Origin of the sequence: Virgibacillus proomii, assembly GCF_018916875.1 — a bacterium.
Taxonomy (GTDB): Bacteria; Bacillota; Bacilli; order Bacillales; family Amphibacillaceae; genus Virgibacillus; species Virgibacillus proomii_B.
Genome location: NZ_JAHLNO010000001.1, coordinates 72,704 through 92,119 on the forward strand (window position 1 = coordinate 72,704; position 19,416 = coordinate 92,119).

Sequence of the window (19,416 nt, forward strand, 5' to 3'; positions counted from 1 at the left end):
GTAAAATCCCGATTGGTTCGGGCCAACAGGATAAGGAAAGCTTCCTTGAAGCAGCATCGCACGAAGAAAAAGCGGTTTCCTTTTTCGAGGACGTCGCGTTTTTAGCTTGAGATCCTTTGTATGGGGATGAGAGAAAACCCCCACTCATGGAAGTTTCACTTTATTTCTTCTGCTCAGTTGTTAGCAGAAAATAACTTGCATTAAACGTACCAGTATCTAAAACGGCTCTCTAAACGTTTCATAACATAAGGAGTCATTTTAGCGTTGCTGTTTTATTAGTTTATCCCGCATGTAAGGTGCCGTAAAACCCCGCTTCAGGAATTATAGAGAATACGAAGAAGTCGCAGTGGGATGAACGGCACCTAAATGCCCGATTCGTTCAGGCTAACATTCGGAGAAAAGCAATCCTTGAATGAAGCTTCACTATATCCCGCATGTAAGGTGCCGTAAAACCCCGCTTCAGGAATTATAGAGAATACGAAGAAGTCGCACCCTGGGATGAACGGCACCTAAATGCCCGATTCGTTAAGGAGGCCTTTAGGTCATACCTTTAAGGTGCTAACATTCAAGGGGAAAAGCAATCCTTGAATGAAACTTTACTTTATCAATAGTGGCTAACTTATCGATGAGCCTGATAACTATTTGCTTTCGTTAACTGTTTTAATTGTTCCACTACGTCATCAGATAGTTTATGTTCAAGCTTCCCTGAGATTGTTTTTTTTATTTGTGTTAACGAACTTGCACCAAACACAGCGCTAGTGACAGCGGGGTTGGTAAGCACATATCGCAGTGCCACTTCGCTTACATTAGCTGGTGCAATTGTAGCGAGTTTTTTTAGTAAAGTGTTTAGTTCATCATGGGAGTAATCCAGATAGCCGTCTTTTGCTTTTGCTTTGCTTTGATTAAATCCTTCATTAGTTAAAATTCCTTTCGCTAAAGGTCCCCGTGCTAAAACGCTAATTTCATTTTTATATAGTAAACCAAGCAGTTCCTCTTCTGGTCGGCGATCTAATAAACTATACTGCATCATGACTCCATCAATCGAAGAACGTTTTATATATTCCCGAATGACATTGGGCCGAATGGAAGAGATACCATAAGCGCGTATTAATCCTTCCTGCTTTAATTGTTCGAACGCTTCAATCGTCTCATCAATAGGGTCTTCTATCGTTCCCCCATGTAACATATAAAAATCAAGATAATCTGTCTGTAACCGCTGTAAACTATTCCTTAAACTTTGGTGAATATGTTGTTTGGATGGATCCCAAAACCACGTTTTTGTCTGTGGATTAAAATGATTGCCTACTTTTGAGGTTAAAATAATCTGATCACGTTTTTCTTTTATCACTTCACCGACAATTTCTTCGTTTTTGCCAAAATCGTATAAATCAGCTGTGTCTAAATGATTAATTCCTTGATCAAGGGCGTAATCAATGATATATTTTGCTTTTTTTAAGTCTGTTCCTAGTGACATACATCCCAAAGTTAGTTGCGAAATATAAATGTCAGATTTACCTAATTTATTCCGTTTCATAATAATCCCCCCATAGCTGTATTACCTCTATTTTAAATAGAGGTAATGGTTAAAACAATAATTTCAACTGGAATTGTGGTAAAATAAAGAAGAAAAATTGATCAAACAAGGATGATAGGCATGAAAAAATTTGCAGAAAAAACGATTAGCTCACAAGAAATTTACTCGGGAAAAGTAGTTCATTTACAAGTAGATGATGTTATTTTACCTAATGGAAAACAAGCGAAGCGAGAGATTATTAATCATCCCGGAGCAGTGGCGATCATTCCAATTACGAAAGATAATAAAATAGTCATGGTTGAACAATATCGTAAGCCGCTAGAGAAATCATTATTAGAGATTCCTGCCGGTAAACTGGAACCGGGAGAAGTCCCGGAGACAACCGCAATTCGTGAATTAGAAGAGGAAACTGGCTATACGACGAATGAGCTTTCTTTAGTTACTTCATTTTACACTTCTCCAGGGTTTGCAAATGAGTTGATCTACATTTATATAACCGATCAATTGGAACGTGTCGATGAACCGGCTGAGGGTGATGATGATGAGTTTATTGAGATTGTTGAAGTAACATTGGATGAAGCGAAGCAATATGTAGAAGAAGAACGAATTCATGATTCAAAAACAAACTATGCGATTCTTTATTTACATGCATTGGGGATGAACTAAACGTGTTACATTCTTATGTTGCAGATTTACATATTCATATTGGCCGTGATATGTATGACCGTCCAGTAAAGATTACGGCATCGAATAAACTTACATTAACTTCCATTCTAAAAGAAGCTAGTAGAAATAAAGGTGTCGATGTCGTCGGAGTTATTGATTGCCAGTCACCTGGTGTATTAGAAGAAATTCAAGTACTGATTGATCATGGTGTTGCACATGAATTAACGGGAGGCGGTATCCAATTTGAGACGGTAACCCTTTTGCTTGGATCCGAAATTGAAGTTTATGACGAAGCTTGTCACGGCCCTATTCATGTGTTATGTTATTTTCCAACATTACAAACAATAAGCCTTTTTTCCCATTGGTTACGTACGAAAATGAAAAATAGTACATTAAGTTCACAACGATTCTATGGTACTGGTATAGAACTGCAACAAAAGGTAAAAGAATTGGCAGGGATTTTTATCCCTGCTCATGTATTCACTCCGTTTAAAAGTCTATATGGAAAAGGAGTTCAACAGTCTTTAGCCGAAGTATTTTCCCCTTCGTTAATCGACGGAATAGAGTTAGGATTAAGCTCAGATACGCATATGGCTGATCAAATTAAAGAATTACATCATTATACGTATATTACAAATTCGGATGCCCATTCCTTAGGAAAAATTGCTCGTGAGTATCAGCATATTAAAATGAAAACTCCATCCTTTACCGAACTGTTATGGGCGTTAAGGAAACAGAATGGCCGACGAATTATCAAGAATTATGGATTGAACCCGAAGTTAGGCAAATACTATACGACGGTTTGCGGTAACTGCTATAACCATGTTTCAACGGATGTAGAGAGTTGTCCTTTCTGTTATTCCAAGAAAGTTATCAAAGGAGTTAGTGATCGGATTAGGGAATTACGTGATGTAAATGGACAGAAAGTGTCTAGACCTCCATACACGTATCAAGTCCCTTTAGATTATTTGCCTGGTTTAGGCAAAAAAACATATACGAAACTCTTGCAAGAGTTTCGTACAGAAATGAATGTTATTCATAAAGCAAGCCGTGAAGAACTAATGAACGTTATCCCGGAGAAATTAGCACAATCTATTATTGATATGCGTAAAGGATTATTAACTATTCGTGAAGGTGGGGGTGGGAGGTACGGATCAGTAAGATAGCTTGTTCAATAATATTTGATAGACCTCAATAGAAATTTGGTATTTTTACTTGGAATTCTTCATAGTTTTTAATATAGCAGTATATTGAATGGAGGATTCCAATGCATAAGAATAAAGTACTTTTCATCAATCATATAAAAGAACATGCTACCATTTATCTGTTTATGGTAATTCTATTTTTAACCGGTATTGTCTTTGGAGCAATCCTCGTTAATAGTATGAATTTTATCCAAAAACAAGACTTGTTTTTTTACTTAGAGCGTTTTTTTAAACAACTGGAAGATAATCATAAAGCAGAATATCTTGAGATATTTAAAAATAGTTTCTTATATCACACCAAATATTTATTACTCTTATTTATTTTAGGTTTATCGGTAATTGGTTTGCCACTTGTTTGGATACTTATTTTTATTAAAGGTTTAGTAGTAGGATTTTCCGTAGGCTTTATCGTAAATCAGCTTGGTATGGATGGACTTTTATTAGCAGCATTATCGATTGCACCACAAAACTTCTTAATTATACCGATTTATTTAATCGCCGGTAGTCTATCTATGATCTTCTCCCTTACTTTATTAAGCAAATTATTTACAAAACGAATGGCACAGCCGGTACTTCAGCCACTTGGTAAGTATGTTACGTTATTTTCTCTTTTGATAGCAATTGGTAGTATTGCAGCTTTCTTGGAAACATTTGTTGCTAATGAGGCAATGCAATGGGTTGTTCGTACATTTTACTAATAATAAAAATTAGCTTATAATTATTATAAATACAAAATAATAATATTATGTTTTGACACAGTTTTAATTGATGCATATAATTAAGATGGGATATGAGGAGGGAACTGCCCATGGAACATCGAATTGATCGTATAAAAAAACAGCTCCATGCCCAAAGTTACAAGTTAACCCCACAGCGTGAAGCAACAGTACGTGTGTTACTTGAAAGAGAAAATGATCATTTAAGTGCTGAGGATGTTTATTTACTTGTAAAAGAAAAAGCGCCGGAAATCGGCTTAGCAACCGTATATCGTACATTAGAATTATTATCAGAGTTGAAAATTATTGATAAAATAAATTTTGGTGATGGTGTTTCCCGTTACGACTTGCGGAAAGAAGGAGCAAAGCATTCCCACCACCATTTAGTTTGTTCTGAATGTGGCGCTGTCCAAGAAATTGAAGATGATTTGTTAGAGGAAGTTGAAAAAATTGTTCAAGATGAATGGGGATTTAAAGTAAAGGATCACCGACTCACATTTCATGGTATATGTAAGGAATGTCAAGCGGCGATGATAAGTGCTTCTAGTTAATGGGTTACATAGACTAGGAGCACATTTATTTTAATGAATAATCTATTTTTTTATGGTAGGCCCATTTGCTGGCATTTTTTAAATTTTGAGTGAATTAGATAGAAAACGTTTTACAAATTTGCCGAAAAACGTTACATTAAAGATAGAACTTCATTTACTAGAAATGGTCACATTTTAAATCCGTTTTTAAGAGTTATCATTAGCAGGAAAGTAAAAAAGTTTATGATGATTCTTAAAGTCATGGTCCTCTTTTCAAATTAAGCTTGTATTCTATGTATATTGTCTGTCTATTCCTGCATATCTTGTACAAAGGAGTTTTTGGAATAGAGGGGCAAAAGATATGAAATCATTACTATTGGACATGATAAAAGTGTTTTTCATTTTTATAGCTTGTACATGGCTGTTTTATTGTGGTTTTCGCCTGATGCATGCTGAGTATGAACAATATCATCGTTATGATACCCCTGAAGGTCCAGCGATGAAGGTTTTTACAGAAGAGTTAAGTTTTTTTGACCGCATTCAATTATTTTTCCGTTTAGGGGAGTAGAAGAAGGATGTTAAACGACAGTGCAGAAGATTTCTTTAATTATCTACAGGTTGAACGAGGACTAGCAGAAAATACGCTCGTATCATACCGTAGAGATTTGACGCAGTATATGAGTTATTTAAAAACAAAGATGAAAAAGAACGACTGGGAGCAAGTAGCGCGGAGTGATATTATTGGTTTTCTTTATAGTTTAAAAGATGCTAATAAGTCATCAGCGACCATCGCTCGCCACATTTCAGCAATACGAGCTTTTCATCAGTTTTTAATCCGTGACCAATCGGTGACCCATGATCCCAGCTTGCATATTGAAACACCGAAAAAAGAAAGAAAACTGCCAGATGTTTTATCGGTGGAAGAAATGGATGCGCTTTTAAATATTTCAGGAAACAGCCCTTTACATATTCGAAATAAAGCAATGTTTGAATTGCTTTATGCAACGGGATTACGAGTAACTGAGATGATTACCTTAAAAATCACAGATCTTCACTTGACAATGGGATTTGTTCAATGTGTCGGTAAAGGCGCTAAAGAACGGATTGTCCCAATTGGCAATATAGCTGCAAAAGCAATCGAAACTTATTTGCAGCAAGCTAGAGGAAAATTAATTAAACAACAGACCGATAATCAAATTTTATTTGTCAATCAGCATGGTAAACCGCTCACACGACAAGGTTTTTGGAAAATATTGAAGAAAAGAGCAGAAGAGGCAGGGATAACAAAAACGATCACACCACATACATTGCGGCATTCCTTTGCTACACATTTATTAGAAAATGGTGCAGACTTGCGACTTGTTCAGGAAATGCTGGGCCATGTCGATATTTCAACAACACAAATTTATACCCATGTAACAAAATCGCGATTAAAGGATGTTTATAAACATTTTCATCCAAGGGCATAATTTTTTTAATTATGGTTGTCTGACATCCTACAACTAGTAAATGAAGACATACTTCTGATCAAACTCGGGAACATAGTATAACAAGGAGGTAATAACATGAAAAAATTTAAGCGTGTTTTTCTTATCGTAATGGATTCAGTTGGGATAGGAGAAGCTCCTGATGCGGAGCAATTTAATGATAAGGGGGCAGATACGCTTGGGTCGATTGCAAAACATCGAAATGGACTTCATATGCCAAATATGGGCAGCTTAGGATTAAGTAACATTCGGGAAATCCCCGGAATTGAAAAAGCAGCTTCTCCTAAGGCATTTTATACAAAAATGCAAGAGGCATCAAATGGTAAAGATACGATGACAGGACACTGGGAAATTATGGGGTTACACATTGAACAACCGTTTCGCACTTTTCCAGATGGGTTTCCTGAAGAGTTAATTCAACAGTTGGAAGAACGAACTGGTCGGAAGGTGATTGGTAATAAGCCTGCGTCAGGTACAAAAATTATTGAAGAATTAGGCGAGGAGCATATGGAAACTGGTGCATTAATCGTTTATACTTCTGCCGATTCCGTATTACAAATTGCCGCACATGAAGAAATTATTCCGGTTAAAGAATTGTATCGTATATGCGAAATTGCTAGAGAACTGACTTTAGATGAAAAATATATGGTTGGCCGCGTAATCGCCCGTCCATTTATCGGTAAACCTGGTGCATTTGAACGAACAGCAAATCGTCATGACTATGCATTAAAGCCATTCGGAAAAACAGTGATGAATGAATTAAAAGACAATAAGTTTAATGTGATTGCTCTAGGTAAAATTTCTGATATTTATGATGAAGAAGGGGTTACTGAAGCAATTCGAACGAAAGATAACGATGATGGAATGACAAAATTAGTGGAATCAATGAAAAAAGACTTTACAGGTATTAGCTTCGTAAATTTGGTTGATTTTGATGCTAAATATGGACATAGACGTGATCCGGATGGTTATGCAGAAGCTTTAGAGGCATATGATGCTCGCCTTCCAGAGGTGTTAAAAGAGTTACAAGATGACGATTTACTTATTATTACTGCCGATCATGGTAATGATCCAACCCATCATGGGACAGATCATACACGAGAATATGTTCCACTACTTGTTTACTACAACAGTATTAAAAAAGGAAAAGAACTACCAATCCGTAAAACATTTGCTGATATAGGAGCAACCATTGCAGATAACTTTGATATTCCGATGCCAAAACATGGCACAAGTTTTCTAAATGATATCCAATCTTAGGAGGGAGAATCAATATGGATCAACAGTCAATTAAACAAGCAAGTGCTTTTATAGAGAAGAAATTAAAGACCAGACCACAAATTGGCTTAATTCTTGGTTCGGGATTAGGCGTATTAGCAGAGGAAATTGAAGACGCCATTACTATTCCTTATAGTGAAGTGCCTAAGTTCCCGGTTTCTACTGTAGCTGGTCATAAGGGGCAATTAGTAGCCGGTTTATTAAAAGGAAAGCATGTTATTGCTATGCAGGGGCGCTTTCATTATTATGAAGGCTATTCCATGCAACAAGTTACATTTCCTGTCCGTGTTTTAAAAGAGTTTGGTATAGAAACATTAGTCGTTACAAATGCTGCCGGAGGGGTAAATGAAAATTTCAAACCAGGGGATCTAATGGTTATCACCGATCACATTAATAACATGGGAGACAATCCATTGATCGGTAAAAATGATAATCGCTTAGGTGTCCGTTTTCCAGACATGTCTAACGTCTATACAAAAAATCTTATTCGACACGCAGAAGCAAGTGCTGAGCAAATTGGCTTGTCGATTCAAAAAGGGGTCTATGTTGGAAATACAGGACCTGTATATGAGACACCAGCTGAAGTTCGCATGTTACGTATGTTAGGTGGTGATGCGGTTGGTATGTCAACAGTTCCAGAAGTTATAGTGGCTGCACATGCTGGAATTGATGTATTAGGAGTTTCTTGTATTTCAAATATGGCTGCGGGAATCCTTGATCAGCCACTTACCCATGAGGAAGTAATCGAAACTACGGAACAAGTTAAAGAATCATTTTTGCAATTTGTTAAAAAAGTAATTGAGACTATTCCTGAAAGGTAGAGTGATAATATGCGTATGTATGATATTATTGAAAAAAAGCGCGATGGGCATGCATTAACGAAGGAAGAAATTAAATTTTTTATTGATGGCTATACCAAAAATGAAATTCCTGATTATCAAGTAAGTGCTTTATTAATGGCTATTTATTTTCAAGATATGAATCATGAAGAACGCGCTCAGCTTACACAAGCAATGGTTGAATCTGGAGATCAAATTGACCTGTCAAAGATTAATGGAATTAAAGTCGATAAGCATTCAACCGGTGGTGTTGGTGATACAACAACATTAATTTTAGCACCATTAGTAGCTTCTGTTGGTGTTCCCGTAGCTAAAATGAGTGGTAGAGGATTAGGGCATACAGGTGGTACGATTGACAAGCTTGAATCTGTACCAGGGTTTCATGTTGAAATTTCCAATGATGAATTTATTGAATTGGTAAACAAAAATAAAGTAGCAGTTGTTGGGCAATCCGGCAATTTAACTCCAGCGGATAAAAAAATATATGGTTTACGTGATGTTACGGCGACCGTTAATTCTATTCCGTTAATTGCTAGTTCCATTATGAGTAAAAAAATAGCTTCTGGCGCAGATGCCATTGTACTTGATGTAAAAACAGGTGCCGGAGCATTTATGAAAAAATTAGATGAAGCAAAAGAATTAGCTACAGCAATGGTTACGATTGGAAATAAAGTTGGCAGAAATACAATGGCAGTTATTTCTGATATGAGTCAGCCACTAGGTAATGCAATTGGAAATGCGTTAGAAGTTAGTGAAGCTATTGAAACATTACGTGGAAATGGTCCTAAAGATTTAACCGAACTTTGTCTCACTTTAGGAAGTCAAATGGTTGTATTAGCTAAACAAGCAGAATCTATTGATGAAGCGAGAGCTAAATTAAAAGAAAATCTTCATAATGGCAAAGCATTACAGCAGTTTAAGGTCTTCCTTGAATCACAAGGGGGGGACGCCTCCGTGGTAGATAACCCGGAAAAGCTTCCACAAGCTTCCTACCAAATTGAATTGCCGGCTAAATCATCAGGTATCATAGCTGAAATCATTGCTGATGATATTGGCACAGCAGCGATGATGTTAGGTGCTGGTAGAGCAACAAAGGATGCTGAGATTGATTTAGCAGTAGGAATGGTGTTGCATAAGAAAATAGGTGATAAAGTTAATGAAGGAGAGTCATTACTTACAATCTATGCTAATTCTGAAAATCTAGATGAAGTGAAGGAAAAGCTATATAACAGTATTTCTATCTCTAGAGAAGATGTTATTGCACCAACATTAATCCATGATATTATAACAACTGCCTAACTTAAATGAATGGACTCCTTTAAAGAACCGTATTTTATAACGGATTCTTTCAAAGGAGTTTTTTAAGTGATACTTTAAAAAATTCTAAATAAAGTAAAGTTGTGCTATTTGTGTTCCATCCGGATACACTTCGCTTTCCGTGGGCAACGCCTCAACTTCCTCGGAAGCAAAGATGCACTTGTTCATATATTAGTTCATAATCATAGCCAACTTCCATTGTTTGATAGCGCAACGATGGAAGAGTTAAACGTTGAGGTACTTCCTTTTTCATATCTTGCAGCCCTTGTGGTACATGGGCTAAGAATTATGAAATTCATTCAAGCTACTAACCAACTAGTAATATTGAAATATAGACTTCTTTTTCATCCAATTTAATGCAAGCATCACTTTATTCTCTTAAAAACCTTCCCTGGATCTATACATAATTAGTCACCTATTTGGATACTTCAAAGCGTCCTTCATATTATTAAATTCTTCAACTCCTATAAATCTATAGTATAAGAAAAATATGAAATGGATAAGCTAGATGTATGTCGTCTGGAAAGAAAGCTTAACGCAGGAAAAACAAACTTGTTAGTGTATTCTGTTTTTTTACCTAAGGAATGTTGTTTTCAACTTTTATCCAGTTGAAGTTCTTTCATTCCTGTTAATAAGAAGTAGTATAAACTCGCTCTAAAAACTGTTATAAGTAGTGTTGATCCAAGAAGCTTTCCTTATCATTTAAACGAATTAGATCCTTACAAATACGATACACTAGCGTTTCACTTCTTCATGTAAACCATCAAAAAACGAAGTGTACTGCATTTTAGGATGAGTGTTTTATCCCGCATGTAAGGTGCCGTAAGACTCCCACTTCAAGATCAGTTGATACAAAAGGTCTAAGTGGGAGAAAACGGCACCTAAATGCCCGATTCGTTCTACTAACATTCAGTAGGAGATGGAAGAAAACTCCTACTGAATGAAGTTTCACTATATAGAATAACTTTTATAAAAACAGCGGACGACAATACATACAAGCCATTGGAGGGAAAAAGGATGAAGAAAAGTCTATTCGCAACTGGTATGGTCTTCTTTTTACTTGTAAGTATCTTGTTACCAGTAAGCGCTGCAGCAGAAGAAAATACGGATGCTAAAAATTTAACTGTTGATGCTAAATCTGCCATTTTAATTGAACGGGATACAGGAAAAGTATTATTTAATAAAAATGAGCATGAAAAGCTTTCACCAGCAAGTATGACTAAAATAATGACACTATTATTAATTATGGAAGCATTGGGAGAAGGAAAGTTAAAATTGGATGAAAAAATACGAGTCAGTGAACGTGCTGCTTCAATGGGGGGATCGCAAATATTCTTAGAGACCGGGGAGGAGATGAGTGTTGAAGATTTACTAAAAGGAATTGCAGTTGCTTCGGGAAATGATGCAAGTGTCGCTTTGGCAGAACGAATTGCTGGAAGTGAGCAAGCTTTTGTTAAAAAAATGAATGAAAAGGCAAAGGAACTACAATTAAAAAATACAAAGTTTCAAAATTCAACAGGACTTCCTGCAGATGATCATTACAGTACAGCTTATGATATGTCGATTATGTCTAAAGAACTGTTAAAACATGAATCCATTACAAAGTATACGTCTATTTATGAAGATTATTTACGGAAAGGGAAAGAAAATGAGTTTTGGCTAGTAAATACAAATCGTTTAGTGAAATTTTATCCAGGGGTAGATGGCTTGAAAACTGGATATACAAGTGAAGCGAAATATTGTTTAACAGCAACTGCTGAAAAAGACGATATGCGTGTTATTGCGGTTGTAATGGGAGCAGATTCTACAAAAGAGAGAAATGCCCAAGTATCACAAATGTTAGATTATGCTTTTAATCATTTCCAGACAAAAAAGCTATTTAAAAAAGGGGATAAGATCACGGAACTGAACCTTTTGAAAGCAGAAAATAAAATTACAGATGTCGTTGCCTCTGAGTCGATAAGTACATTGTATCGCCGTGGAGAATCAACCGATAAAATTACGACAGATATTCACTTAGTCAAAGATTTAAATCTTCCGGTCAAACGTGGTGAAAAGGTCGGGGAATTGATCGTCAAAAATGGGGATACCATTTTGTCAAAAAGTGCTCTAACCGTAGAAGAGCCTATTCAGCAAGCATCCTTTTTAACACTTTGGAAACGTACATGGCAAACATTGGCGAAAAATGAATAATTAATTCTATTTTTTAGGGATTTCTTCTTCTTTTGTCAACTTGCAGGAATTAGCCTATTGTATGGAGAAACAGGTAATTACAGTAAGTAAAGCATAGGAGGAAAGGAAATGGAGCTGAATTCAACATTTGCTGTTAAAGAAGATGTACTCATTGTAAGGCTTTCTGGAGAGTTGGATCACCATGAAGCAGAATTATTGCGTAAGAAATGGAAAAAAGTAATGGATAAGCATAAGGTAAAACACGTTGTTTTGAACTTAGAAGAAATGACATTTATGGATAGTTCAGGTCTTGGAGTAGTCCTTGGCAGATATAAAGAAGTATTGCAGCTTGGTGGAGAAATGGTTGTTTGTTCAATTTCTCCGTCAGTTAAACGGCTATTTGAAATGTCAGGTCTCTTCAAAATTGTTCGTTTGGAGGAGAATGAACAATTTGCTTTAGAAACATTGGGGGTGGCATCGTGAAAAATGAAATGACGGTTACATTTTCTAGTGTCAGTGAAAATGAAGCTTTTGCTAGGGTAACAGTTGCAGCTTTTGTCAGCCAATTAGATCCAACAATGGACGAGCTAACCGAGATTAAAACAGTTGTCTCCGAAGCTGTAACGAATTGTATTATTCATGCATATAATAATGAATCTCATCACGAAGTTACGATTACATGCTCTATTATGGATGGAGAAGTAGAGTTGACGATTAAAGATAATGGTGTCGGAATTGCTAATATAGATGAAGCGCGTCAGCCGTTATATACTTCCAAGCCAGAGCTGGAACGTTCTGGAATGGGCTTTACAATCATCGAAAACTTCATGGACACGGTAGAGGTTATATCCCATCCTGGTAAAGGTACAACTGTGTATATGACGAAACAATTAACAAAAGCCAAAACGGTGTGCTCATCATGAGGGAATATGTCAATGAATGTTAATGTAAAAAGGAACAATAAAACCGAGACATTAACAGATGAGGAAGTAAAACAACTAATTGAAAAAAGTCAACAAGGTGATAAAGCCGCAAGAGATATATTAGTGGAAAAAAATATGCGTCTCGTCTGGTCTGTTGTTCAACGATTTATTAACAGAGGATATGACCCGGATGATTTGTTTCAGATAGGAAGTATCGGGCTAATCAAATCGATAGATAAATTTGATTTATCTTATGATGTGCGCTTTTCTACCTACGCAGTTCCGATGATTATTGGAGAAATTCAACGATTTATTCGCGATGACGGCACCATTAAAGTTAGTCGTTCACTAAAAGAAACGGGAAATCGTATTCGTAAGAAGAAAGATGAATTGACTAAACAATTAGGCAGATCGCCAACTGTACATGAAATAGCTAAAGCGATAGATATTTCTGCAGAAGAAGTAGTCCATGCACAAGAGGCTGCAAAATCTCCCCAATCTATACATGAAACCGTTTTTGAAAACGATGGGGATCCAATTACATTATTAGATCAAATTTCAGATCAGGATACGAAGTGGTTTGAAAAACTGACCTTGCAAGAAGCGATTCGAGTGCTTAGTGAAAGAGAAAGATTAATTGTTTATTTGCGTTATTATAAAGATCAAACACAATCCGAAGTTGCTGAACGATTAGGCATTTCTCAAGTTCAAGTATCCCGTTTGGAAAAGAAAATTTTAGAGGAAATGAAGCATTATATCGATTCCTAAAACCCCCTAGCTTGCTCTGGTCAGCTTGTAGAAAAATCCATTGGCTTTCTACAAGCTTTTTTGTTGTTTACAGTCAGACGAATACTTCTCGCTTTCCGCGGACGAACCCTTGAGCCACCTCGCGAAAACCGCCACTCGTGGGGCTCGGATTGTCGTTTTCCCGAGAGGAGTCTCGCAGTATTCGTCTTCCCTTTATTTGAGAATTGTTTCCACTTATCCAATCCTGGATAGGTGAAGAAGAGTCTTCTTCATGTTCTTGGATAGGAAGCTGTTAATAGATCTTGCCATGTATGTTTTCTTTTCCGCGCATGACAATAACTATAGCATACAGTTCTTTTGAATCCGCTAAGCTACGCTCCACTTTTTCTTTTCTCATTTGATAGGGCCAATTCTCCCTTCATTGGTCAGCCTTTCCTCAACTGACTTTGTGGTTTCCATTTCATATTAAGGTTTAAAAGTTTATACGTTGTCTATTAGCGTAATACTAGTTCTACAATTATCCAGTGTAATTATCAGTTATTTAGTACATACTAATTTGTACATTATAGCAAGTAAAGGGGGATGATATACATGGCAATGCAAGTTTATTTGCGGATGAAAAAAAATCTAGAGTTAACCGGTTACCAAGAATTAAAGCTAAAAGATATTGCTGTTATATCAACAAATAGCAACAAGAAACAACAGTTGGAAAATTTACCGATTTATCGCGTAAGTAAAAAAGATAATAATATTGTTATTATTGACAGTTTTATGGTTATCGAGCATTTGAATAAGGAGTTTGCAGATTTGGAGTTTCAGTTAATCGGTCCAGCTCAAACAGTTATTCGAATTCAAAAACGGCGAAATTCACCATCTGTTTTCATAGCAATGGGAGTATGGCTGTTAATATTTGTTGGAACTGCTATGACTATTATGAACTTTCATTACGATGTTAGTATGCAAGAAGTTCAGCAAAAAATCCATTATTTGTTAACTGGAGAGAAGAAGGAATATCCTTTATGGTTGCAAATTCCTTATTCATTTGGCTTAGGGATAGGTATGCTGTTATTTTTCAATCATTGGTTCAATAAACGATTTAATGAAGAACCAAGCCCCTTGGAAGTCGAGATCTATAACTATCAACAAGATCTTGACAGCTATGTCATCCATCATGAAAATACGCTAAATGATACCAATGCTCCTCATTCATCTTCTTGAAGCCCTTATTGGTTTTAGTGCAGGTCTTGCTGTAGGGGCTGGGTATGTAGCGTTTATAACGATATTAGGAATTATCCCTAGGCTGATTCAATTGAGTAAAACCGAAATGTTTTTGCCAATTTATACGGCATGCATTTTATTCGGCAGTATATTTGGAATTTACTTATCGTTTACAAGCCAGACGTGGGAATACTCAGCTATTATAGTTGCTATTTGGGGATTGATGCAAGGCATTTTTAACGGCATGCTGGCGGCCGCTTTAACTGAAGTTCTTAACGTATTTCCTATCTTGTATAAACGGATTGGTGTTGAAAAGCACTTGCTTTGGTTATTTATGGCGATTGTCTTTGGGAAAATTGCTGGTTCGTTATTCCAATGGGTATTTTTTGTACGTTAAGTAAGTTTAAGTAGTACAGCCAGATCTCCTGTGTTCTGGGCTAACCCCATGCCAGGTCTAATTCTCACGCGGATTATTCAGTGTCGTAACTTTTTAGATCTTAAATATATAAACCCAATCGTGTCAAAGGCTTTGGACTAGCCTTTAAGAAACAACAAAGGAGGGCTTACATATGCCACAAACCGATCAGAAAATCCCCGTCTTCCCAAAACTAAAAGACACCGAGCAGTACATGAAAAAACGTGTTGGTATAGGTGTGTCATTTGATTTAGGGTTTCGTGAAATTGTGCTATTGAAACGTCCTATTCAAATTTACTATTTAACAGGACTATGCGACTCATTGGTCATTCAGGAACTGTTAAAAGAATTAATTCAAGTTAATGATCGTGAATCAAACGCAAGGAAGCTCCCGGAAATAATCGAAAACCGTTTATTGCATCAGCAAGTAGAACGATCAAACACAATGGATGAAGCTGTTGATCAAATGCTTTCTGGTTTAATTGTCCTCTTTATGGATGGAGAAAAATTTGCTTTTGTTATTGATGTAAGAAATTATCCGGGAAGAACACCAGAAGAACCCGATATTGAACGCGTTGTACGTGGATCAAGAGATGGCTATACGGAAAATATCATTGAAAATACTGCATTAACGAGAAGAAGAATTCGTGATCCAAGATTACGAAATGAAATGTTAAAAGTTGGTGAGCGCTCCAAAACTGATGTTTGCCTTAGTTATATTGCAGATGTTGCTGATCATGGACTTGTACATTTAATTAAGGAAAGGATACAAGCAATTGAAGTAGACGGTATCTCAATGGCAGATAAATCAATTGATGAATTTATCATACACCGCAAGTGGTATCCCTTTCCTTTGGTTCGATATACCGAAAGGCCAGATGTAGCAGCTAATCACTTATTAGAGGGTCATGTATTAATTATTGTAGATACATCACCAAGTGTCATCATTTTACCTACCACCTTTTTCCATCATCTGCAACATGCAGAAGAGTATCGACAAACACCTGCAGTTGGTACTTTTGTTAGGTGGATACGTTTTTTAGCTGTATTTGCATCGATGTATTTACTGCCTTTATGGTTGCTTTTTGTTACTGAACCAGAACTTTTGCCTAAAGAATTTGCTTTCATTGGTCCGAACGAAGAAGGCAATATCTCTATACCCATACAAATCATTATGGCAGTGATTGGGATTGAATTTCTTCGTATGGCTGCTATTCATACACCAACACCATTATCTACCTCTATGGGGTTAATTGCAGCGGTTTTAATCGGACAAATTGCGATTGATGTTGGTATGTTTAGTCCGGAGGTTATTTTGTATGTATCCGTTAGTGCGATTGGTTCGTATGTAACACCGAGCTATGAATTAAGTGTATCTAACAAGATTGTAAATATTATATTTGTTATTTTAACGGGTATTTTTGGATTAATTGGTTTTATTGCAGTGTTTTTGGCACATATTTTGTTTTTGGTTCAATTGAAGTCACTGAGAACACCATATCTATGGCCATTTATCCCGTTTAATGCCAGAGCTATGTTGCACACGCTATTTCGTATACCAATCCCTTATACAAATAGTAGACCGAGCATTGTTCATCCGAAAAACGATTATCGTCAACCTGAAGGTAAATAAGTTGACAAAATTTGAATATTTAACAAGATTTTTAACGATCAGTAGAGCTAATGCAAGCATTGGCTCTTTTCTTTTATACGTCAGTATGGTAAAGTTTTTAATTATAATGCGTTAGCGCACAAAATTTGGAGGCTTTACGACATGATTATTGATAACCATCCTTTTTCAGTAAACAAAGATGGGCACTTGGAAATTGGCGGAATAGACAGTACCCATCTTGCACAAAAATATGGTACACCGCTTTATGTATACGATGTGCAAATGATTCGTGATAATTGCCGAGCATTTGTAGGTACGTTTAAGAAATTGGGTGTCACTGCAAAGGTTGCCTATGCTAGTAAAGCTTTTTCATCCATTGCCATGATTCAAGTTATGAAACAAGAAGGTATGTGCCTTGATGTGGTTTCTGAAGGGGAATTATATACTGCATTACAAGCAGATTTTCCGACAGAAAGGATTCATTTACATGGTAATAATAAAAGCATTCAAGAAATACGGATGGCAATCGAAAATGATATTGGTTGTATCGTAGTTGATAATTTTTATGAAATTGAACAAATTCGTTGTTTGTTACAAGAATATAATAAACAAATGAATGTTCTTATGCGGATTACACCTGGGATTAAATCGAAAACGCATCAATATATTATGACCGGCAATGAAGATTCCAAATTTGGTTTTAATTTACAAAATGGACAGGCTGAATCTGCCTTTCAACAATTATATAAAGATGAATATATTCGTTTTAAAGGCTTACACTGTCATATCGGTTCACAAATTTTTGAAGCGGATCGCTTTTTAGCTGCTACGGACGCTTTATTTAACGAATTACGGAAATGGAAAGAAAAATATGATTTTGTTCCACAAGTTCTAAATCTTGGTGGTGGTTACGGTATTCGTTATACAAAAGCGGATTCACCTATTTCTTATGGTGCTTTTGTAGAGGAACTTGTCAAAGAAGTGAAAACACATACGGAAGCTCTAGCTATACCAATGCCAGAGTTATGGTTAGAACCCGGAAGAGCAATAGCGGGAAGTGCTGGTATCACATTATATACGGTTGGTGCGATGAAGGAAATTCCAGGAATTCGTAAATATGTAGCGGTCGATGGAGGAATGACTGATAATTTACGACCTGCATTATATCAAGCAAAATATGAAGCAGTGTTGGCTAACCAAGCTTCTATCCCACCAGTAGATAAAGTTTCAATTGCTGGTAAATGTTGTGAGTCTGGTGATATGTTAATTTGGGATTTACCGTTACCAAAGGTTAAGCCTGGCGACATACTTGCCGTTTTTTCCACTGGTGCTTATGGTTATTCCATGGCGAATCACTATAATCGTTTCGCTAAGCCAGCTGTTGTTTTTGTGGAAAATGGTCAAGACAAATTAGTAATAAGGCGGGAAAGCTATCAAGACGTTGTTCAGTATGATTTGACATATGAAGATAATTAATCAACATCCGGCAAATTATTTGCAGGATGTTGATTAAGTGTTAAAATATACGTTAGTTCATTAAAAAAGGGGACTTTTATATATGGATAAAAAAGGATATATTATTTTAGAAAATGACAATAAAATTGAATTTGATTTATTTGAAGATGCAGCGCCTAATACGGTTGCTAACTTTGAAAAATTGGCAAATGAGGGATTCTATAATGGATTGACCTTCCATCGGGTTATTCCGGGATTCGTAAGCCAAGGCGGCTGTCCGAATGGTAATGGGACAGGTTCAGCTGGCTATACAATTAAATGTGAAACAAAAGGAAATCCACATCAGCATCAGGAAGGTGCGCTTTCGATGGCACATGCTGGAAGAGATACAGGAAGCTGCCAGTTTTTTATTGTTCATGAAGCTCAACCACATTTAGATGGTGTTCATACAGTATTTGGACAAGTTACGTCAGGTATAGAGCACGCCAAGTCTATGAGAAACGGCGATGTAATGAAAGAAGTAAAAGTATATACGGTTTAATGCCTAAGGATGGCATATATGCAATTAGGGTTACTCATTTATTTAATAGCCTTTGTTGCTCCAATTAGTATATTGCTACATGAAGTTGGACATGCTATGGCTGCATGGTTCGTTAAAGCCGATCATATTTACATATTTATCGGTACAGGATCAAAAGAAAAAACGTTTAAAGCTGGAAAACTTCAAATTTCCATTGCACCGTTTTTTTTTGTGGGCGGATTGGCTGTAAGTGAACGTAAAAAAAGCTATAGCTGGATAGAAAAGTTATTCATTACGATTTCGGGTCCAATCTCAAGCGGCATCGTTGTTTTCTTGTTCTGGGTGATTAGCCAATTTTTTGCAACTCCTTTTATTCAATTATTTGTACTATTTAATACTTGGATTGCGGTTGTTAACTTGATTCCTATTCAATTAAAAAGTAAACAAACGGATGGTTATGTAATGTTAAAAATTTTATGCAGTGCTATTAAAAACTAACACATTTTTAACACTTTATTATAAAAGGATTACAATCGATTTACAGGATCATTAAAAACATTCGATATTTGACAAAAGTAGGGAAACATGCATAAATATAATTACAAACTCCAATATATGAAGCTTATACTATGGACTAAATTATAGCTAAGTAGTATAACTCAATTAGCCGGCAGCCCACCAACCTTCAGGTTGTCTAAAAGTACTCAGGAACCGTTCAGTTAAGGCATACTAGGCTGCCTGCTTTAAAACCATAGCTTGATAAACAGAGTCACTTATAAGCT

The 19,416-nt window shown here is 36.3% G+C and carries 20 protein-coding genes; 19 read left to right on the plus strand and 1 reads right to left on the minus strand.

Annotated features, from left to right (window positions below):
- Nucleotides 1-619: 619 nt before the first annotated feature.
- Nucleotides 620-1,534 (minus strand): aldo/keto reductase, encoded by a 915-nt coding sequence (locus KQI21_RS00375; RefSeq protein WP_216482038.1) that lies wholly within the window; start codon nt 1,532-1,534, stop codon nt 620-622.
- 120 nt (nt 1,535-1,654) lie between these two features.
- Between KQI21_RS00375 and KQI21_RS00380 the strand changes: the two genes are divergently transcribed.
- The 19 genes from KQI21_RS00380 to KQI21_RS00470 all read left to right on the plus strand — a co-directional run bounded on the left by KQI21_RS00380 (nt 1,655) and on the right by KQI21_RS00470 (nt 19,132).
- Entirely contained in the window at nt 1,655-2,200 is a 546-nt protein-coding gene (locus tag KQI21_RS00380; protein ID WP_216482039.1) for an NUDIX hydrolase, read from the plus strand.
- Between the two features lie 2 nt (nt 2,201-2,202).
- Nucleotides 2,203-3,366, plus strand: a complete 1,164-nt coding sequence (locus KQI21_RS00385) for an endonuclease Q family protein (RefSeq protein WP_309245486.1) — start codon at nt 2,203-2,205, stop codon at nt 3,364-3,366.
- Nucleotides 3,367-3,467: 101 nt separating this feature from the next.
- On the plus strand, nt 3,468-4,103 hold the full coding sequence (gene spoIIM / locus KQI21_RS00390; RefSeq protein WP_216482040.1) for a stage II sporulation protein M: 636 nt from the start codon (nt 3,468-3,470) through the stop codon (nt 4,101-4,103).
- A gap of 110 nt (nt 4,104-4,213) precedes the next feature.
- Nucleotides 4,214-4,672: a ferric iron uptake transcriptional regulator gene (fur, locus tag KQI21_RS00395; protein WP_216482041.1), complete on the plus strand. Its 459-nt coding sequence runs from the start codon at nt 4,214-4,216 to the stop codon at nt 4,670-4,672.
- A 340-nt stretch (nt 4,673-5,012) separates the two neighbouring features.
- Nucleotides 5,013-5,219, plus strand: coding sequence for a DUF4227 family protein (locus tag KQI21_RS00400; RefSeq protein ID WP_216482042.1), 207 nt, complete (start codon nt 5,013-5,015; stop codon nt 5,217-5,219).
- A 7-nt stretch (nt 5,220-5,226) separates the two neighbouring features.
- Nucleotides 5,227-6,120, plus strand: a complete 894-nt coding sequence (gene xerD, locus KQI21_RS00405; RefSeq protein ID WP_216482043.1) for a site-specific tyrosine recombinase XerD — start codon at nt 5,227-5,229, stop codon at nt 6,118-6,120.
- Nucleotides 6,121-6,216: 96 nt separating this feature from the next.
- Nucleotides 6,217-7,398, plus strand: a complete 1,182-nt coding sequence (deoB, locus tag KQI21_RS00410; RefSeq protein ID WP_216482044.1) for a phosphopentomutase — start codon at nt 6,217-6,219, stop codon at nt 7,396-7,398.
- Nucleotides 7,399-7,412: 14 nt separating this feature from the next.
- Entirely contained in the window at nt 7,413-8,237 is an 825-nt protein-coding gene (locus KQI21_RS00415; RefSeq protein WP_216482045.1) for a purine-nucleoside phosphorylase, read from the plus strand.
- Between the two features lie 9 nt (nt 8,238-8,246).
- Nucleotides 8,247-9,554, plus strand: a complete 1,308-nt coding sequence (locus KQI21_RS00420) for a pyrimidine-nucleoside phosphorylase (RefSeq protein WP_216482046.1) — start codon at nt 8,247-8,249, stop codon at nt 9,552-9,554.
- A 1,035-nt stretch (nt 9,555-10,589) separates the two neighbouring features.
- Nucleotides 10,590-11,765 carry a D-alanyl-D-alanine carboxypeptidase family protein gene (locus KQI21_RS00425; RefSeq protein WP_216482047.1) on the plus strand — a complete coding sequence of 392 codons (1,176 nt, stop codon included), beginning with the start codon at nt 10,590-10,592 and terminating at the stop codon, nt 11,763-11,765.
- A gap of 108 nt (nt 11,766-11,873) precedes the next feature.
- Nucleotides 11,874-12,227, plus strand: coding sequence for an anti-sigma F factor antagonist (gene spoIIAA, locus KQI21_RS00430; protein ID WP_216482048.1), 354 nt, complete (start codon nt 11,874-11,876; stop codon nt 12,225-12,227).
- Nucleotides 12,224-12,667, plus strand: coding sequence for an anti-sigma F factor (gene spoIIAB, locus KQI21_RS00435; protein ID WP_216482049.1), 444 nt, complete (start codon nt 12,224-12,226; stop codon nt 12,665-12,667). Before spoIIAA ends, spoIIAB begins: the two co-directional genes overlap by 4 nt.
- Before the next feature lie 12 nt (nt 12,668-12,679).
- On the plus strand, nt 12,680-13,435 hold the full coding sequence (gene sigF / locus KQI21_RS00440) for an RNA polymerase sporulation sigma factor SigF (protein ID WP_216482050.1): 756 nt from the start codon (nt 12,680-12,682) through the stop codon (nt 13,433-13,435).
- 570 nt (nt 13,436-14,005) lie between these two features.
- Complete coding sequence (locus KQI21_RS00445; RefSeq protein WP_216482051.1) at nt 14,006-14,632, plus strand: stage V sporulation protein AA; 627 nt, start codon at nt 14,006-14,008, stop codon at nt 14,630-14,632.
- The gene (locus tag KQI21_RS00450) at nt 14,601-15,029 is read left to right on the plus strand and encodes a stage V sporulation protein AB (RefSeq protein ID WP_216482052.1); all 429 of its coding nucleotides are present in this window, start codon (nt 14,601-14,603) and stop codon (nt 15,027-15,029) included. The genes KQI21_RS00445 and KQI21_RS00450 overlap by 32 nt, the downstream gene beginning before the upstream one ends.
- 172 nt (nt 15,030-15,201) lie before the next feature.
- A complete protein-coding gene (locus KQI21_RS00455) occupies nt 15,202-16,680 on the plus strand; it encodes a spore germination protein (RefSeq protein ID WP_216482053.1) in 1,479 nt (492 codons plus the stop codon).
- A gap of 141 nt (nt 16,681-16,821) precedes the next feature.
- Nucleotides 16,822-18,135, plus strand: coding sequence for a diaminopimelate decarboxylase (gene lysA, locus KQI21_RS00460; RefSeq protein ID WP_216482054.1), 1,314 nt, complete (start codon nt 16,822-16,824; stop codon nt 18,133-18,135).
- Between the two features lie 82 nt (nt 18,136-18,217).
- A complete protein-coding gene (locus tag KQI21_RS00465) occupies nt 18,218-18,655 on the plus strand; it encodes a peptidylprolyl isomerase (RefSeq protein WP_216482055.1) in 438 nt (145 codons plus the stop codon).
- A gap of 18 nt (nt 18,656-18,673) precedes the next feature.
- The gene (locus KQI21_RS00470; RefSeq protein WP_216482056.1) at nt 18,674-19,132 is read left to right on the plus strand and encodes a M50 family metallopeptidase; all 459 of its coding nucleotides are present in this window, start codon (nt 18,674-18,676) and stop codon (nt 19,130-19,132) included.
- Nucleotides 19,133-19,416 lie beyond the last annotated feature (284 nt).

Excerpts from the sequence above, each read along its gene's own strand:
- KQI21_RS00450 (WP_216482052.1), top strand. The coding sequence starts at position 14,601 with ATGATACCAATGCTCCTCATTCATCTTCTTGAAGCCCTTATTGGTTTT.
- KQI21_RS00375 (WP_216482038.1), bottom strand. The coding sequence starts at position 1,534 with ATGAAACGGAATAAATTAGGTAAATCTGACATTTATATTTCGCAACTA.
- spoIIAA (WP_216482048.1), top strand. The coding sequence starts at position 11,874 with ATGGAGCTGAATTCAACATTTGCTGTTAAAGAAGATGTACTCATTGTA.
- fur (WP_216482041.1), top strand. The coding sequence starts at position 4,214 with ATGGAACATCGAATTGATCGTATAAAAAAACAGCTCCATGCCCAAAGT.
- KQI21_RS00415 (WP_216482045.1), top strand. The coding sequence starts at position 7,413 with ATGGATCAACAGTCAATTAAACAAGCAAGTGCTTTTATAGAGAAGAAA.
- lysA (WP_216482054.1), top strand. The coding sequence starts at position 16,822 with ATGATTATTGATAACCATCCTTTTTCAGTAAACAAAGATGGGCACTTG.
- sigF (WP_216482050.1), top strand. The coding sequence starts at position 12,680 with ATGAATGTTAATGTAAAAAGGAACAATAAAACCGAGACATTAACAGAT.
- spoIIM (WP_216482040.1), top strand. The coding sequence starts at position 3,468 with ATGCATAAGAATAAAGTACTTTTCATCAATCATATAAAAGAACATGCT.
- KQI21_RS00470 (WP_216482056.1), top strand. The coding sequence starts at position 18,674 with ATGCAATTAGGGTTACTCATTTATTTAATAGCCTTTGTTGCTCCAATT.
- KQI21_RS00420 (WP_216482046.1), top strand. The coding sequence starts at position 8,247 with ATGCGTATGTATGATATTATTGAAAAAAAGCGCGATGGGCATGCATTA.
- xerD (WP_216482043.1), top strand. The coding sequence starts at position 5,227 with ATGTTAAACGACAGTGCAGAAGATTTCTTTAATTATCTACAGGTTGAA.
- KQI21_RS00465 (WP_216482055.1), top strand. The coding sequence starts at position 18,218 with ATGGATAAAAAAGGATATATTATTTTAGAAAATGACAATAAAATTGAA.
- KQI21_RS00380 (WP_216482039.1), top strand. The coding sequence starts at position 1,655 with ATGAAAAAATTTGCAGAAAAAACGATTAGCTCACAAGAAATTTACTCG.
- KQI21_RS00445 (WP_216482051.1), top strand. The coding sequence starts at position 14,006 with ATGGCAATGCAAGTTTATTTGCGGATGAAAAAAAATCTAGAGTTAACC.
- KQI21_RS00455 (WP_216482053.1), top strand. The coding sequence starts at position 15,202 with ATGCCACAAACCGATCAGAAAATCCCCGTCTTCCCAAAACTAAAAGAC.
- deoB (WP_216482044.1), top strand. The coding sequence starts at position 6,217 with ATGAAAAAATTTAAGCGTGTTTTTCTTATCGTAATGGATTCAGTTGGG.
- KQI21_RS00400 (WP_216482042.1), top strand. The coding sequence starts at position 5,013 with ATGAAATCATTACTATTGGACATGATAAAAGTGTTTTTCATTTTTATA.
- KQI21_RS00425 (WP_216482047.1), top strand. The coding sequence starts at position 10,590 with ATGAAGAAAAGTCTATTCGCAACTGGTATGGTCTTCTTTTTACTTGTA.